This window comes from Nostoc sp. CHAB 5836, assembly GCF_020829445.1.
GTDB lineage: Bacteria > Cyanobacteriota > Cyanobacteriia > Cyanobacteriales > Nostocaceae > Nostoc.
The window spans coordinates 48,881-63,381 of record NZ_JAIVFV010000019.1; the positions used below are offsets into that span (position 1 = coordinate 48,881).

At 42.0% G+C, this 14,501-nt stretch carries 12 protein-coding genes; 9 read left to right on the plus strand and 3 right to left on the minus strand.

All coding sequences use genetic code 11. From position 1 onward, the window contains the following. The 6 genes from LC605_RS06280 to opcA all read left to right on the plus strand — a co-directional run bounded on the left by LC605_RS06280 (nucleotide 1) and on the right by opcA (nucleotide 7,390). Nucleotides 1–939: a serine hydrolase gene (locus tag LC605_RS06280; protein WP_229546704.1), complete on the plus strand. Its 939-nt coding sequence runs from the start codon at nucleotides 1–3 to the stop codon at nucleotides 937–939. A 178-nt stretch (nucleotides 940–1,117) separates the two neighbouring features. Then, nucleotides 1,118–2,167: a class 1 fructose-bisphosphatase gene (gene fbp, locus LC605_RS06285; RefSeq protein ID WP_229546705.1), complete on the plus strand. Its 1,050-nt coding sequence runs from the start codon at nucleotides 1,118–1,120 to the stop codon at nucleotides 2,165–2,167. Nucleotides 2,168–2,713: 546 nt separating this feature from the next. Then, nucleotides 2,714–3,859: a transaldolase gene (gene tal, locus LC605_RS06290; protein WP_229546717.1), complete on the plus strand. Its 1,146-nt coding sequence runs from the start codon at nucleotides 2,714–2,716 to the stop codon at nucleotides 3,857–3,859. A gap of 87 nt (nucleotides 3,860–3,946) precedes the next feature. After that, nucleotides 3,947–4,195: a hypothetical protein gene (locus LC605_RS06295; RefSeq protein WP_229546706.1), complete on the plus strand. Its 249-nt coding sequence runs from the start codon at nucleotides 3,947–3,949 to the stop codon at nucleotides 4,193–4,195. Next, nucleotides 4,188–5,717 (plus strand): glucose-6-phosphate dehydrogenase, encoded by a 1,530-nt coding sequence (zwf, locus tag LC605_RS06300; protein WP_229546707.1) that lies wholly within the window; start codon nucleotides 4,188–4,190, stop codon nucleotides 5,715–5,717. The genes LC605_RS06295 and zwf overlap by 8 nt, the downstream gene beginning before the upstream one ends. A gap of 296 nt (nucleotides 5,718–6,013) precedes the next feature. Continuing rightward, on the plus strand, nucleotides 6,014–7,390 hold the full coding sequence (gene opcA, locus LC605_RS06305; protein ID WP_229546708.1) for a glucose-6-phosphate dehydrogenase assembly protein OpcA: 1,377 nt from the start codon (nucleotides 6,014–6,016) through the stop codon (nucleotides 7,388–7,390). Between the two features lie 599 nt (nucleotides 7,391–7,989). Here the strand turns inward: opcA and LC605_RS06310 are convergent. Then, on the minus strand, nucleotides 7,990–8,625 hold the full coding sequence (locus LC605_RS06310; RefSeq protein ID WP_229546709.1) for a glutathione S-transferase family protein: 636 nt from the start codon (nucleotides 8,623–8,625) through the stop codon (nucleotides 7,990–7,992). A 375-nt stretch (nucleotides 8,626–9,000) separates the two neighbouring features. Here LC605_RS06310 and LC605_RS06315 point away from each other — a divergent pair, with 375 nt between their 5' ends. From LC605_RS06315 to LC605_RS06325, 3 genes are all read left to right on the plus strand, one after another. Further along, entirely contained in the window at nucleotides 9,001–10,479 is a 1,479-nt protein-coding gene (locus tag LC605_RS06315; RefSeq protein ID WP_229546710.1) for a cobyrinate a,c-diamide synthase, read from the plus strand. Between the two features lie 423 nt (nucleotides 10,480–10,902). Next, nucleotides 10,903–11,112, plus strand: a complete 210-nt coding sequence (locus LC605_RS06320; RefSeq protein ID WP_229546711.1) for a hypothetical protein — start codon at nucleotides 10,903–10,905, stop codon at nucleotides 11,110–11,112. Between the two features lie 291 nt (nucleotides 11,113–11,403). Continuing rightward, a complete protein-coding gene (locus tag LC605_RS06325; protein ID WP_229546712.1) occupies nucleotides 11,404–11,865 on the plus strand; it encodes a hypothetical protein in 462 nt (153 codons plus the stop codon). Between the two features lie 550 nt (nucleotides 11,866–12,415). Here LC605_RS06325 and LC605_RS06330 read toward each other — a convergent pair. Continuing rightward, nucleotides 12,416–12,616 (minus strand): GNAT family N-acetyltransferase, encoded by a 201-nt coding sequence (locus LC605_RS06330; RefSeq protein WP_229546713.1) that lies wholly within the window; start codon nucleotides 12,614–12,616, stop codon nucleotides 12,416–12,418. Between the two features lie 307 nt (nucleotides 12,617–12,923). Continuing rightward, nucleotides 12,924–14,501: IS1634 family transposase (locus tag LC605_RS06335; RefSeq protein ID WP_229546714.1), on the minus strand; the 1,578-nt coding region annotated here is incomplete at its 5' end.

A 14,501-nucleotide genomic window follows, 5' to 3' on the forward strand; every position in this document is an offset into this window, starting at 1 on the left:
ATGATTTTTTTTAATAAAGACGAACAGTTGGAAAATCTTGGTAATGGCATTTTAGATGCAACTTGGGCAGAATTTCCGACCTTAGCCCGTAATCAAATTGCTCTGACTTGGATTGTTTACGATCCACCAGTGCTAGTAAATACCGGTGGTGCGCTGACTCCTAACGCTTTTTGGGATCACCCAGTTCGGGGTTTCACTTATCGCGGTGTTGAGAGGATTTATCCTGCCAGTATAATCAAGCTATTTTACCTGGTGGCGGTAAACGAATGGTTAGAAAAAGGCATGAGTCAAACTTCCAAGGAGTTGGAGCGAGCTTTGCGGGATATGATTGTGGATTCCAGCAATGATGCTACCAGCTTAGTTGTGGATATTCTGAGCGGCACCACATCAGGGACAGAATTAGCAACCGGCCCCTTTGAAACCTGGAAATATCAGCGTAATATTGTTAACCGCTATTACCAATCATTGGGTTGGGAAGAAATGGAGACAATTAACGTCTGTCAAAAAACTTGGAGTGATGGCCCCTATGGACGGGAACGGGCGTTTGTGGGAGAGTTACTGGAAAATCGTAATATGGTGACAACAAATGCGATCGCTAGGTTATTGCATAGTATTGTCGGTGGAGTGGCAGTTTCAAGTGAGCGATCGCAAGCAATGATGGCTTTGCTCAAACGTAGTCTCAAACCTGATGATTTGCTATCTAACGGCGAAGAAAATCAGATCACAGGTTTTTTAGGTGGTGGACTGACTGAAAATGCTCAAATTTGGTCAAAAGCAGGTTGGACAAGTCAAGTTCGCCATGATGCTGCGTATATTGAGTTACCAAATCAACGCCCTTACCTCTTAGTAGTATTTACTGAAGGGAAAGCCCATGCTAGGAGTCGCGCTATTTTGCCATTTGTTTCTAAACTAGTTGCCGAAGCGATCGCTAGTCTATGATTTACCGCTATCAAAGGGAAGAGGGAACTTGGTAATTCTTCCCCACGCCCATTTCTTTAGTTTATCTAAAGTCGCATCTAAGTTATCAAATTACCTTTCTAAGATAGAAGCAGCAATTATAAGTTGCCATAGACGACTAAAACCCAACTAACAGCTAGTGGCTGCGGAGAACATAAAAATGGCTAAAGCGCCAGAATCATTTGACTTATCTGTCAACGACCCTACAGACAGGGCTTTAGATCGTGATTGTACAACCTTATCCCGTCACGTCCTCCAGCAACTTCAGAGTTTTTCGCCAGATGCACAAGATTTAAGTGCGCTGATGAATCGCATCGCCCTGGCCGGCAAACTGGTGGCTCGCCGCATGAGTCGTGCTGGTTTAATGGAAGGCGTTCTCGGATTTACTGGAGAAGTTAATGTCCAAGGAGAATCCGTCAAAAAGATGGATGTCTATGCCAATGATGTGTTTATCTCAGTGTTTAAGCAAAGCGGCTTAGTCTGTCGCCTTGCTTCTGAGGAAATGGAAAATCCCTACTACATCCCGGAAAATTGCCCCATTGGGCGCTATACTTTGCTGTATGATCCAATTGATGGCTCATCCAACACTGATAACAACCTCAGCTTAGGTTCCATTTTCGCCATTCGCCAACAAGAAGGAACTGATAGCGATGGTAAGGCAACTGACCTCCTCACCAATGGACGTAAGCAACTCGCTGCTGGGTACATTCTGTATGGGCCATGCACAATGCTGGTTTATAGTATAGGTAAGGGCGTTCATTCCTTTGTCCTTGATCCCAGCTTAGGAGAGTTTATTCTCACACAAGAAAATATCCGCATTCCTAACCACGGTTCTATTTACAGCGTGAACGAAGGTAACTTCTGGCAGTGGGAAGAATCGATTCGAGAATACATCCGCTACGTTCATCGCACAGAAGGCTATACCGCTCGTTATAGCGGCGCAATGGTAAGCGACATCCATAGAATTTTGGTTCAAGGCGGCGTGTTTCTCTACCCAGGCACAATTCAAAACCCACAAGGGAAATTGCGCTTGCTTTATGAAACCGCTCCTCTGGCCTTTTTGATTGAGCAAGCAGGTGGTCGTGCCACTACAGGACTGATGGATATCTTGGATGTAGTGCCGAAAAAACTCCATCAGCGCACGCCTTTAATTATTGGTAGCAAAGAGGATGTAGCAAAGGTGGAGTCTTTTATTCAAAACGGACACTAATTTCAGAAGCAGTCCCAATGAACTTTGTACACCGCCAAGCATGAAAGTGGTCTTTTCCCCACTGCCTACTCTCTACTCCCTACTTAATAATTCAGAAGAGCAGGAGAAAAAAGCTTGTAAATTCAACTTTTGAACTTTTTTCAACCCAATAGTTCTTTTTGCCATAAGTACGTTGGCACGAAAAAAGTCAAGTATGTTACGAAACGTAAATAAGCTTAAAGCCTTTACTAATGACCAATGACAAAGGACAAATGACAGCCTTAGCCAGTTAACTTTAATTGCGCCAACCTACTTACTCCACTAGAAAACACAGACAAAAGTATCAAGGATGCGTCTAGCCTATGGCGTTAACTAAAAGTTAATCATGGCGATTTAGATTGGGAATGCAGAATAGCACTTCTTAGAAGATGTATTAAAGATTATCTCAGCTGGCCGATGCGATAAGTGATTGGCAACGCCACAATTCAAAAGTCACCATCAAATTTGATGGGTTTTGGCAACTTCACTTGGAAACATCACTATACAGGAGTGAAACAAATTAGAGCTATGGCTACCAATCATCTACTAGAAATTAACCAATACGGTCAAAGTATCTGGATGGATAATTTGAGCCGTGACATGATTCAATCAGGCGAACTCAAAGAACTGGTTGAAAACCAAGGTATTTCTGGGATTACCTCTAACCCAGCTATCTTTGAAAAAGCGATCGCTGGTAATGTGATTTATGATGCCGATATTGAAGCCGGAGTTAGGGCTGGCTCACCGATAGACAAAATTTACGAATCGCTAGTTTTTGCAGATATCCGTAATGCCTGTGATATTTTACGCCCCGTTTATGAAGCCTCCAATAGACTAGATGGTTATGTGAGTATCGAAGTCCCGCCGACCATTGCCCATGATACTGAAGCAACAATAGCCGAAGCTAGGCGCTATTTCCAAGAAATTGATCGGGAAAATTTAATGATTAAAATTCCCGGTACAGAACCTGGTTTACCAGCAGTGGAACAGGCGATCGCTGATGGTATAAATGTCAATATTACCCTGCTGTTTTCTGTAGAAAGCTATGTAAACACAGCTTGGGCCTATATGCGTGGCTTAGAAAAGCGCGTAGCTGAGGGTAAAGACATCAGTAAAATTGCTTCAGTCGCTAGCTTCTTCCTCAGCCGGATTGATAGCAACATTGACGCCAAAATTGATGCTAAGTTGAAAAAAGGCGTTGATGATATTGCGGTGGAAGCAAAACTGTTGGCTGTTAAAGGGAAAGTAGCGATCGCTAACGCGAAGATAGCGTATCAAGAATATAAGAAAATCATTGAGAGCGAACGCTGGAAAGCCTTGGCAGCAAAAGGAGCCAAAGTACAACGGCTACTTTGGGCTAGCACCAGCACCAAAGACCCCGGTTACAGAGACGTGATGTATATCGAAGAGTTGATTGGCCATGATACCGTCAACACCGTACCACCAGCGACAATAAAAGCTTGTGCCGATCATTGTAAGGTAGGCGATCGCTTAGAAACAAATGTCAAAGAAGCTTACACACTGATCGAAAACCTCAAAGATCCCGACATCAACATCAATCTCGATGCCGTAATGGATGAACTATTAGTCGAAGGTATTGACAAGTTTATCCAGCCCTTCCAGTCCTTGATGAACTCTTTAGAAGACAAGATCAAGGTATTGTCACCAGTGTAGGGACTGGGTAGTGGGGAGTGAGGGAGATGAGGGAGATGAGGGAGATGAGGGAGATGGGGGAGATGAGGGAGATGGGGGGAATAGCCAATGCCCCATGCCCACTTGCCCTGCCCTTCTCTACGAGAGGCACTCGCGTTCGACTACGCAGTTCGACTGCGGTTCCATCTCTTCTTAGGCTACGCCAACGAGCAAAGTCGAGATGCTGACCGTAAACTCACCAAGCGCGAAGTCGTTCGCGAGTGCGATCGCACCAGAAGGGATGCCCAATGCCTCATGCCCCATGCCCAATCCAAAATCCAAAATCCAAAATCCAAAATCCAAAATTGTTATGGTTAGTCTGCTAGAAAACCCCTTGCGTGTTGGTCTGCAACAACAAGGGATGCCCGAACCCCAGATTATAGTCATTTTTGGCGCTTCTGGTGATCTCACCTGGCGCAAACTAGTGCCAGCACTTTACAAATTGCGGCGAGAACGGCGTATTCCATCAGAAACCACCATTGTCGGTGTAGCACGTCGAGAATGGAGCCACGAGTACTTCCGTGAACAGATGCAAAAGGGCATGGAAGAGGCACATCCTGATGTCGATTTAGGGGAACTCTGGCAAGACTTCTCTCAAGGTCTGTTCTACAGTCCTGGGGATATAGATAACCCCGAAGGCTATCAGAAACTGAAAAACTTATTGAGTGAATTAGACGAAAAACGGGGTACGCGAGGGAATCGGATGTTCTACCTCTCAGTCGCCCCCTCATTCTTTCCGGAAGCAATTAAGCAGCTAGGAAGCGCCGGGATGGTAGAAGATCCTTACAAACATCGTCTAGTAGTTGAAAAACCCTTTGGTCGGGACTTGGCTTCTGCCCAGAGTCTTAACCAAGTGGTACAGAAATATTGCAAAGAAAACCAAGTATATCGTATTGACCACTACTTAGGTAAAGAAACAGTCCAGAATTTGCTGGTGTTTCGCTTTGCCAATGCGATTTTTGAGCCATTGTGGAATCGTCAATTTGTTGATCACGTGCAAATTACCGTGGCAGAAACCGTGGGAGTGGAAGACCGGGCTGGTTATTATGAAAGCGCCGGCGCACTACGGGATATGTTGCAAAATCACCTCATGCAACTTTACTGCCTAACGGCGATGGAAGCACCTAACGCAATGGATGCCGACAGCATCCGCACAGAAAAAGTGAAGGTACTGCGAGCTACTCGTTTAGCTGATGTTCACAATCTGTCACGTTCAGCAGTCCGTGGTCAATACGGTGCTGGCTGGATGAAGGGCCAAGCAGCGCCAGGGTATCGGACAGAACCAGGTGTTGATCCCAACTCCACCACACCTACCTATGTGGCTATGAAGTTTTTGGTAGATAACTGGCGCTGGAAAGGTGTTCCTTTCTACTTGCGTACCGGAAAGCGGATGCCGAAAAAAGTCAGTGAGATTTCCATCCACTTCCGCGAAGTTCCGTCTCGGATGTTTCAATCTGCCGCCCAACAGACAAACGCCAACATTTTAACGATGCGGATTCAGCCAAATGAAGGTATTTCCCTGCGTTTTGATGTCAAAATGCCAGGAGCAGAATTCCGTACCCGTTCCGTTGACATGGACTTTAGTTATGGTTCCTTTGGCATCCAAGCAACATCCGATGCCTACGATCGCTTATTCCTTGATTGTATGATGGGCGATCAAACATTGTTTACACGCGCGGACGAAGTAGAAGCAGCCTGGCAGGTAGTAACACCAGCCCTTTCCGTTTGGGATGCACCCGCCGACCCAACAACTATTCCCCAATATGAAGCCGGTACCTGGGAACCAGCAGAAGCAGAATTCTTAATTAACCAGGATAGCCGTCGCTGGCGCAGACTTTAGAAAGTTAGGAGTTAAGAGTTCAGTAGGTCGGCGCAATTAAAGCTAACTGGCTAAGGCTGTCATTTGTCATTTCTCCTTCGTCATTTACAAGGGTTTAAGCCTATTTACGTTTTGTAACATATTTAGGTTTTTTCGCGCCAACTTACTTAGGAGTGATGAGTTTTGAGTTAAGAATTTCAGTTATTCTAACTCCTAACTCCTAACCCCTAACTCCTAACCCCTAACCCCTAACTCCTAACTCCTAACTCCTAACTCCTAACTCATTCAACAAACAAACCTGACAACTCAAAACTACTATGGCTCCCCAAGCTTCTACAATTTTTTCACTTCAGACGCCAAAAGATATTTCGCTTAACGAAATAGATGCCGAACTGAATCAAATTTGGCAAAGTTACGGCATTACTGGCGAGGATGGTGGCCTTCCTGCTGCTACTCGCGCCACTACATTTAGCTTAGTGGTTTACGAACCGGAAGAAACCCAGTATCTTTTGGCTACTTTGGGATTTTACAATGGCCCCCTTGACGGGATTTTAGGGCCTCAGATGGTAGCTGCTTTGCGGCAGGTGCAGATAAAATATGCACTTCCAGAAACTGGAACAGCAACACCTGAAACCCTGGCTATCTTGAGAGAAGAATTCGCCAAACGTCAAGGAAACGAGGCTACAGGGGACAATAGTTCTGTTGGTCTTCCCACTTTAAATGCCCCAAGCCCCAGAATTGCCGATGAAATCGCCCTCCGCAACCCTTGCCGCATCATTGCGCTATTTCCCATTGCTGGCGAAGATGAAGGAGTCAAGGCTCAAGTTTCTGCCTATTGCCCCATCCAAAAGCAATCGTCAAGTACACTCATCTGTTGCGAATATATAACTCTTAGCGGAACTGCTGCTGCCTTGGAACGCATAGGGGGCATGATTCCAGCATTGTTAATTGGCGGCTTACCAAAGTTTCTTTGGTGGAAAGCAACACCAGACCCCAACAACACTTTATTCAAGCGGTTGGCAGCAGTCTCTAATAATGTGATTGTGGATTCTTGCCGCTTTAATGAGCCAGAAAGTGATTTACTGCGTCTACAAGAATTGGTAGAAACTGGTGTTCCTCTAGCTGACCTCAACTGGCGTCGCCTTGCATCATGGCAAGAGTTGACAGCCGAAGCTTATGACTCACCCCACCGTCGCGCAGCGCTTAAGGAAGTTGACCGAGTAACTATTGATTACGAAAAAGGCAACCCCACGCAAGCATTGCTGTTTTTGGCTTGGCTGGCAAGTCGTCTACAATGGCAGCCAGTTTCCTATCAAAAGGAAAGCGGAGATTATGACATCACTCACATTCGCTTCCTTGCCCAAGACCAACGGCAAGTAGAAGCCGAATTAGCGGGTGTCCCGGTTGCTGATGTGGGTGAGATTATGGGCGACTTGATGGCCTTGCGCCTCAGTTCGACAAATCCCAAGGCAGACTGTGGTACTGTAATCTGCTCGGAAACTGGTGGCTGTATGCGCATGGAAACCCACGGTGGTGCCCAATCGGCTGGTCTGTTTCAACAGGTGACTTCACTTTCGGAACAAAAGGCGGAAGCATTGCTGAGTCAGCAGGTACAACGTTGGGGCCGCGAGTCACTTTTTGAAGAAAGCCTGGGAGTGGCAGCGAATATTTTCAAGTTGGCAACTAATAGTTAAGTAGGTCGGCGCAATTAAAGATAACTGGTGATGGCTGTCATTTGTCCTTAGTCATTTGTCATTAGTAAGGGTTTCAAGCCTATTTGCGTTTCGTTACATAGTTTGATTTATTTTCATCGGCTTACTTAGTTTCCTCTGAAAAGAATTGGTATAAAGCTAAAGCTGTTTGCCAAAGTCAATTTTTTTAACGTAGACGCAAAGCGGCTTGCCGCAGGCTACCGCTAAGGACGCAAAGGACGCAAAGAGAACGAAGAAATGCTTAACTGAACTGTATTGATTTATATCATGTCCGCCAAATTACCCATGATCGAAGAACCCCTTCCTGCTCTTCGGGAGGGGAGACAAAGCGTAGCTTTGGTGGGGTGGGGTTCTTCGAGTTTAATAAGTAATCAAGGGGACATGATATTTTTGATCACTGATTTAACTGATTTAAGGATTTCACGGAATGAAGGATATGACAGTAAAAGAAAGGGTTTAATACCCCTGCCTCTACAGGCAGAAAGTTTTGGGTCGGGGTCTAAATCCCCGTCACAAAACTTAATTACTCATTACTCATTACTCATTACTCATTTAATTTATTCTCTTCGGTTCTCTGCGGTTTAATGAAAGGATACCTCATATCTGCCTCCACGCTCAAGAGCGCGTTTGTAAGCAGGTAGTGCATGAATGCGATCGATAAATTCTTTGAGCTTTGGTCGGCTCTCGACCTCTTCAGGGAGCGTAGCGACTACTTCCAGGGGAAAGCTCATTTGGATATCGGCGGCGGTAAATTCTTTGCCAGTAAACCACGTATTTTTACGGAGTTCGGCTTCTATATAGTCAAAGTGAAGTTTGATCTGGGGTGCGACGAATCCGCTAACCACGCTGCTGTCCCCTGCCCCGAAATTGTTCAATATCAGCCGCATCACCAGCAGTGGCATTGCAGAGCCTTCGGCGTAATGCAGCCAATACTTGTAGCGCAGATGCTCCGGCGTACCAGATGCTGGGACTAGCCGACCATTACTGTATCGATCAATTAGGTATTCGATGATCGCACCCGACTCAGCGATCGCCAAGTCTGCATCTGTGATCACTGGCGACTTGCCGAGTGGATGAACTTGGCGCAGCGATTCCGGTGCTAGCATCGTCTTTGCATCGCGTTCATAGAACTTGATCTCGTATTTGATACCTAATTCTTCGAGCAGCCACAGCACACGCTGCGATCGCGAGTTGTTAAGATGATGCACTGTGATCATAAAACGTTCCTTTTTTGGTGGGTTATTACTATTTGAACTCGGCTAATCCCCAACTATATTATTAGACAGACCTTTTCAGCCTAACTCCCCTAATTGGCTGGTTTTCTTGTTTCTAATTGGTATAAGTTTGAGTTAAGTAGGTTGGCGCAATTAAAGTTAACTGGCTAAGGCTGTCATTTGTCATTGGTCATTTGTCATTAGTAAAGGTTTTAAGCTTATTTACGTTTCGTAACATACTTGACTTTTTTGCACCAATGTACTTAGTTGGTTTTAGATAAATGACAAACTGGCGCATCTGCTTTTAGAAAAAGCGACGATAGATGCACAGCCAAGAGTCAAAATAGTTGCTGTATAAAAACCTAATTTATTTCATTTATGGCTTTAGTCATTGCTGGGGAACGTAGTGGGGTGGGTAAGACAACAGTCACGCTGACCCTTTTAGCATCTTTACGTCGTCGCGATCGCTTGGTGCAATCTTTCAAGGTAGGCCCAGACTACATTGATCCGATGTTTCATCAACACGTAACTGGTCGTGCTTGTCGCAATTTAGACCCCGTGCTGACTTCCGAAGCCTATGTTCAGCAATGTTTTGCCCATCATAGCCAATTGAGTGAATATGCCCTAGTAGAAGGGGTAATGGGGTTGTTTGATGGAATTTCGTCATTAGTCAATAGTCATACCCTGCGGGAAGGCGTTCGCGCAGCGTCTCCAAGAGTTGCGCCTATGTCATTTGCAAATAACAAAGGACAAATGACAAATGACAAAGGACAAATGACTGATTTTGCCAGTACGGCACACATCGCACGGCTTTTAGACTTACCTGTGGTATTGGTAATTGATTGCAGTCGTTTATCTGGTTCTGTAGCTGCGATCGCTCACGGCTACTGCACTTTTGATCCCCGAATTAAAATAGCTGGGGTAATATTAAATCGTGTCGGGAGCGATCGCCACCTCTATCTCCTCAAAGATTCCCTAGAACCCTTACAATTACCCATTCTCGGCGTACTGCGCCGTCAAGATAACATCACAATTCCCGATCGCCACTTGGGTTTAGTACCCACAGCAGAACTTCCCGAACTCAACGCTTTAATTGATCGCCTCGCCAATTTAGGAGATACTTGCTTCGATTGGCAACATTTATTACCCCTACTAAAATCAAAACCTCTCCCCCATCCCCCTCATCCCCCTCATCCCCCTCATCCCCCCTCATCCCCAGTTAGAATTGCAGTAGCCCGCGATCGCGCTTTTAATTTTTACTACCAAGACAATCTCGATTTGCTACAACAGCTTGGCGCAGAACTGGTTTTCTGGAGTCCCTTAGAAGATGCCAACATACCAAAAGATGTGCAGGGACTGTATTTTGGCGGTGGTTTCCCGGAAGTTTTTGCCCAGCAACTAGCAGAAAATACCAGCGTTCGTGATGCAGTAAAAACCGTAATATTTAAAGGAATACCCACAATTGCCGAATGCGGAGGATTGATGTATTTGTGTGAGCAAATTATCGATTTTGAGGGTGAATCTTGGTCAATGGCGGGAGTTTTACCCACATCTGCTGTGATGGGTGGGCGTTTAACTTTGGGCTATCGTCGTGCAGTCGCTTTGCAAGATAATCTGTTAGTAAAAGCAGGTACAACTGTTTACGGACATGAGTTTCATCGTTCGCATTTAACCTTAACTCCAACTCAGCCCCTATTTAAAACTTCTCGCTACGATTGTGAGGACAATATGGGATGCGAGGGATGGGGTTTACCTGCAAATGTTCATGCTTCCTATGTCCATCTGCATTGGGGAAGAAGTATAAAAATTCCCCAGCAATTTCTAGAGTATTGCTTAAGACATATCAAACCCTTTTGAATAGTCGTAACTATAGCAATCCTAAATCATTGGTGAGAAAATACTTAGACTAAAACTTAGCTTCTTTTTAAACTGAAGCGACACTTATAATTTTTCGGACAATCCCTGTTACTGCCTTTGTTTTGGTCAGAATTTAATTGTTACATTTTTGACTTAGAGTTAATCAACCAACATCGTGTTTTCTCATGAATCACTTAGGATTGCTATAATAATATCTATCTTCTTAACTAGACTTAAGAAAAACTTAGCTAAAGACATAGTTTTAAAAAGTCCGATTTATGTGGATTTAATACAAGATATAGTTAATTTAAATCTTGACTATAATACCTTTTTACGCTACTATAAGTGTAGGAAAATATGTGCAAAATGCTATTACTTAGCAAATGCCTTGTTCAATTAATACAATAAATGTGGAGGATTAAGATGGCACGGTCAGTTAATATTAGTCTCAGTGAGAATGCGACCAAAGACCTCGAAGAAATTTCAAAGCAATTGAATATTGATAAAACTGAAGTTCTTCGTAGAGGTCTAGAAATAATGAAAATTTATTCTGATGCTAGCCGCACTGAAGACAAAAAACCTCAACTTTTGTTAAGGAAAGGAGATACTGCTCAACAATTGGTTGTTGTGTAATGGCAAGTCTAATCTCGCAAACTTGGTATGCACTTGTAAGTTTTAATAAGGCATAAATGAGTTAAGTAAATCTTAGTCTTGCTTAAAAATGCAACAAAAGCTTTGTATAAGACTTTTCTCCCTTACTTCCTAAAAGTAAGGGAGATAGTTTTCGTATTACTGATAAATATAGGAGTACTATTTGATTTTTGAAAAGATACGTAGATACGTAGGGTGCGTTAGCGTTTTACGTAACGCACCCTGCAAATACTACAAATACTTAATTTTGTTCATAAATCAAATGGGTTCTATATGCCAAATCGAAATACTGATCCACTTAATCCTGACTTCTCAGAGGGTGATAAAGCATCTGATTCTTCCCATGAAAACCAGATAGAACTTACAATAGAATCTTCAAAGGATCTGACCAAAGACACGCCTTCGAGATCCGAAGCAGTGAAGCTGTTAACCAGTGTTGATGGGCGTAAAACTTTTAAGCTATTAATGTCAATGATTCTAGGAGGGTCATTATGGTTTACTTTGATTGTACTTATTGGTTTTAACTATTGGAGTGTCAATCAGCTTACTCAAAAATTAGCAGCCTTAAAAGGAGATGAGAAAGATAGCTATATTAAAGATGCCATTGCGGCTAATAATGATACAGCAAAAGGTTTGTATGCTTTCTTAACACCCTTAGCGGCTGGAGTAACAAGTTATTATTTTAATCTTATAAATTCAAGTGAAAATAAAAATAATCAAGAAGAAAAAGAATAATTGATTGATCAGTGGTGGAGATAAGTCAATTAGTAAATATTTAGTCGATAAGAGATTTTCGCTAATTTTCAAACATCCTCTCAAAAGGCAGGGCTATTTCATTTTAGACATAAACCACCCGGAACTGAAGTTCGTGGCTCATAGCTAAAGTCCGTTTTAACGGACTATAGGAATCATATTTGATTTCTGAAAAAATCTAAGTATTTGTAGGGTGTGTTAGGCGTAAGCCGTAACGCACCGAAAGCTTGAGATGGTGCTGTACTTTCGTCTAACACATCCTACGTATATTTCAAAAATCAAATACTAGTACTATATAACCCAATACGCTTGGGTTAAGCCCAAAAAATAAAAATGTGTAGGTTGAGTTGAGGAACGAAACCCAACATTTTGGGGCGTTTGTTGGGTTTCACTTCATTCAACCCAACCTACAATTATCTTTAACCCAAGCGTATTGCTATATAACCTTTTCTCAGTCGTCTTTAGACGACTTTCGCTATTAGACTGGTGAATTCATTCTGAGGCGGGCTAGATGAGAATGAAATAGCCCTGATCAGAAGGTTAAGCGGTAAATCAATTCATCAGAAGTTTTACCTTGAACAAACTCTGCGTTTCGATTGATTTTGTGCAACTGGAACCCAAGCCTCTCAACCACTTTACGGGAGGCAATATTGTACTCGTTTACCGACGCGTTTAGTGTGGAGAAGCTAAAGCGTCGTTGGGTTTCGGCGATCGCTAGAGAATTATAACCCACATTCCGCACCCCTTACTGTCATAAGCGGTTATTACGGTAATAAATGAAAATCACAAGAATAAAATAATACATAAAAGGATATTTGAGGAATAAAAGTGGCACGAATCTTATTCTCAATAAGAAGCAATAAAGAATCAGAGCAATTCACAATTTAATTAATAATCCAATACGAAAAAATTATCGTCAATTATAAATTAAACTTATTTATAGCGATATTTTCAGTAGAAAAAAGCATGACAAATCAGGACTATTAATAGAATTAAATTAGTCTGTTTCTCCTAGATAAATATTTGAAATTTCTTAATAATTAAGTCACATAATTATAGTAAATCCGGCAATTTTCTGGGAGAAATGAAAGAATGAAGTGCCTATCTGGGGTGAGATTAGAAACATCTGTTTCTTGATTATAGGTGACAAGATGAATCGATTGAAAACATTGAAATATCCATCTAAGAGTAGGATTATTTATTGACTTACCTAATTGATTTTTTACTGTAGAATTGCAAGCAGATAAAGCTGCTCTGAGTTGTCGTTGAGCAAGGGTGTAAACTAATAAACATAGCCCCATAATCATTGCCAAAGCCTGTATTCTTTCTGGACTTTTAAGGAAAATACTATCGGCGAAAAATAGTGGGTCTTTCAAAAACCCAAAACCTCTTTCACATGATTGCTGGGCTTTATATTCTCTAATCATTTCATCGTGGTTAAGTTCTTTAACTTCTAAAACATTGGTGGCAATAATGAAACGCCCAGCACTTCTATTTTCTATGTCAATTGCATTTTCGTTTTGGGAAACAGTAGCAGAAATTTGATAATTTTTGTCTTGGTTTTGATTTTTTTTTGATGGCTCTTTCTCTGCGATATCAATATTTTCTACTTGATGATATTTAAATTTTTTCGTGATTTTTGATAATGCTTTCATAGCATCAGCCGAACAGGCGAACCTTTCTTGAGATAAAGTTTTTAACTGAACTTCAGCATTTTTCCGAGATTTCTCCAGATTTTGCGATAGTTTTTGTAAATCTGATTTTCTTCTTTGATTGCTTTGTACTACTAGCCAACGCTGCTTAACTCCTGCATAGCTAACTGACTTTTCAACATATGAATATCCATCTATTTTACTTTGAGTAAATTCTGATTCAGATAAAGATGATACTAATTCTTTGGCTTGTGTTAATGTCAATGGTACTCGAGATAACCATTTAATAGTATTAGACATTAATTTGATATTTGATTCTGTGTATAATGCACAGTCTGCCACCATCAAACTATCCATTTTAATTTGTTCACTGTACTCTGTTGCAATTTCTCCAAAACATTTTGAATCAACCTGATTACCTGATGCTGTTTTCAGAAAAATTGGTATATCTCCGTCTCCTGAACAAATCAATTCCATAATAAACTGTTTTAAATCTGGTCTGTGGTCACGAGAGTAACCATGTGTAATTTCTATGGCTTTGAGCGATTTAATTTCTGATTCTTCGTTAGAATCAAAATTTCCAAAATTTTGAAAAATTACTTCTGGTAAACTATATGTGTATTCTCCATGTACATGAAATGATGAGGAATCTAGGTGTGACGTTTTTAAGGATATTTCAAACTTTTTAACAACTGCTAAACTAATGGTTAAAAATATTCCATCTAGCCCTTTGATAAATAATTTATCCATCACCCTTCCAATTTTATCATCATTAAGATATTCAGCTTTAACTCCTGGTCCAATTAAATGCTCACAAGCGATGTTCTCAAAAAACTTAGGAAACATATATAAAGGTTGAGAAACCATTCCTAATCCGTTTAAAATCATTGCTTTAATTACATGCCCGGCACTAACTTTTTCTCCTAGTTCTTGCCCTATTAAATCATTAATTATTTCCACCAAGCC

Excerpts from the sequence above, each read along its gene's own strand:
- opcA (WP_229546708.1), top strand. The coding sequence starts at position 6,014 with ATGGCTCCCCAAGCTTCTACAATTTTTTCACTTCAGACGCCAAAAGAT.
- LC605_RS06320 (WP_229546711.1), top strand. The coding sequence starts at position 10,903 with ATGGCACGGTCAGTTAATATTAGTCTCAGTGAGAATGCGACCAAAGAC.
- zwf (WP_229546707.1), top strand. The coding sequence starts at position 4,188 with ATGGTTAGTCTGCTAGAAAACCCCTTGCGTGTTGGTCTGCAACAACAA.
- LC605_RS06325 (WP_229546712.1), top strand. The coding sequence starts at position 11,404 with ATGCCAAATCGAAATACTGATCCACTTAATCCTGACTTCTCAGAGGGT.
- LC605_RS06280 (WP_229546704.1), top strand. The coding sequence starts at position 1 with ATGATTTTTTTTAATAAAGACGAACAGTTGGAAAATCTTGGTAATGGC.
- fbp (WP_229546705.1), top strand. The coding sequence starts at position 1,118 with ATGGCTAAAGCGCCAGAATCATTTGACTTATCTGTCAACGACCCTACA.
- tal (WP_229546717.1), top strand. The coding sequence starts at position 2,714 with ATGGCTACCAATCATCTACTAGAAATTAACCAATACGGTCAAAGTATC.
- LC605_RS06310 (WP_229546709.1), bottom strand. The coding sequence starts at position 8,625 with ATGATCACAGTGCATCATCTTAACAACTCGCGATCGCAGCGTGTGCTG.
- LC605_RS06295 (WP_229546706.1), top strand. The coding sequence starts at position 3,947 with ATGCCCCATGCCCACTTGCCCTGCCCTTCTCTACGAGAGGCACTCGCG.
- LC605_RS06315 (WP_229546710.1), top strand. The coding sequence starts at position 9,001 with ATGGCTTTAGTCATTGCTGGGGAACGTAGTGGGGTGGGTAAGACAACA.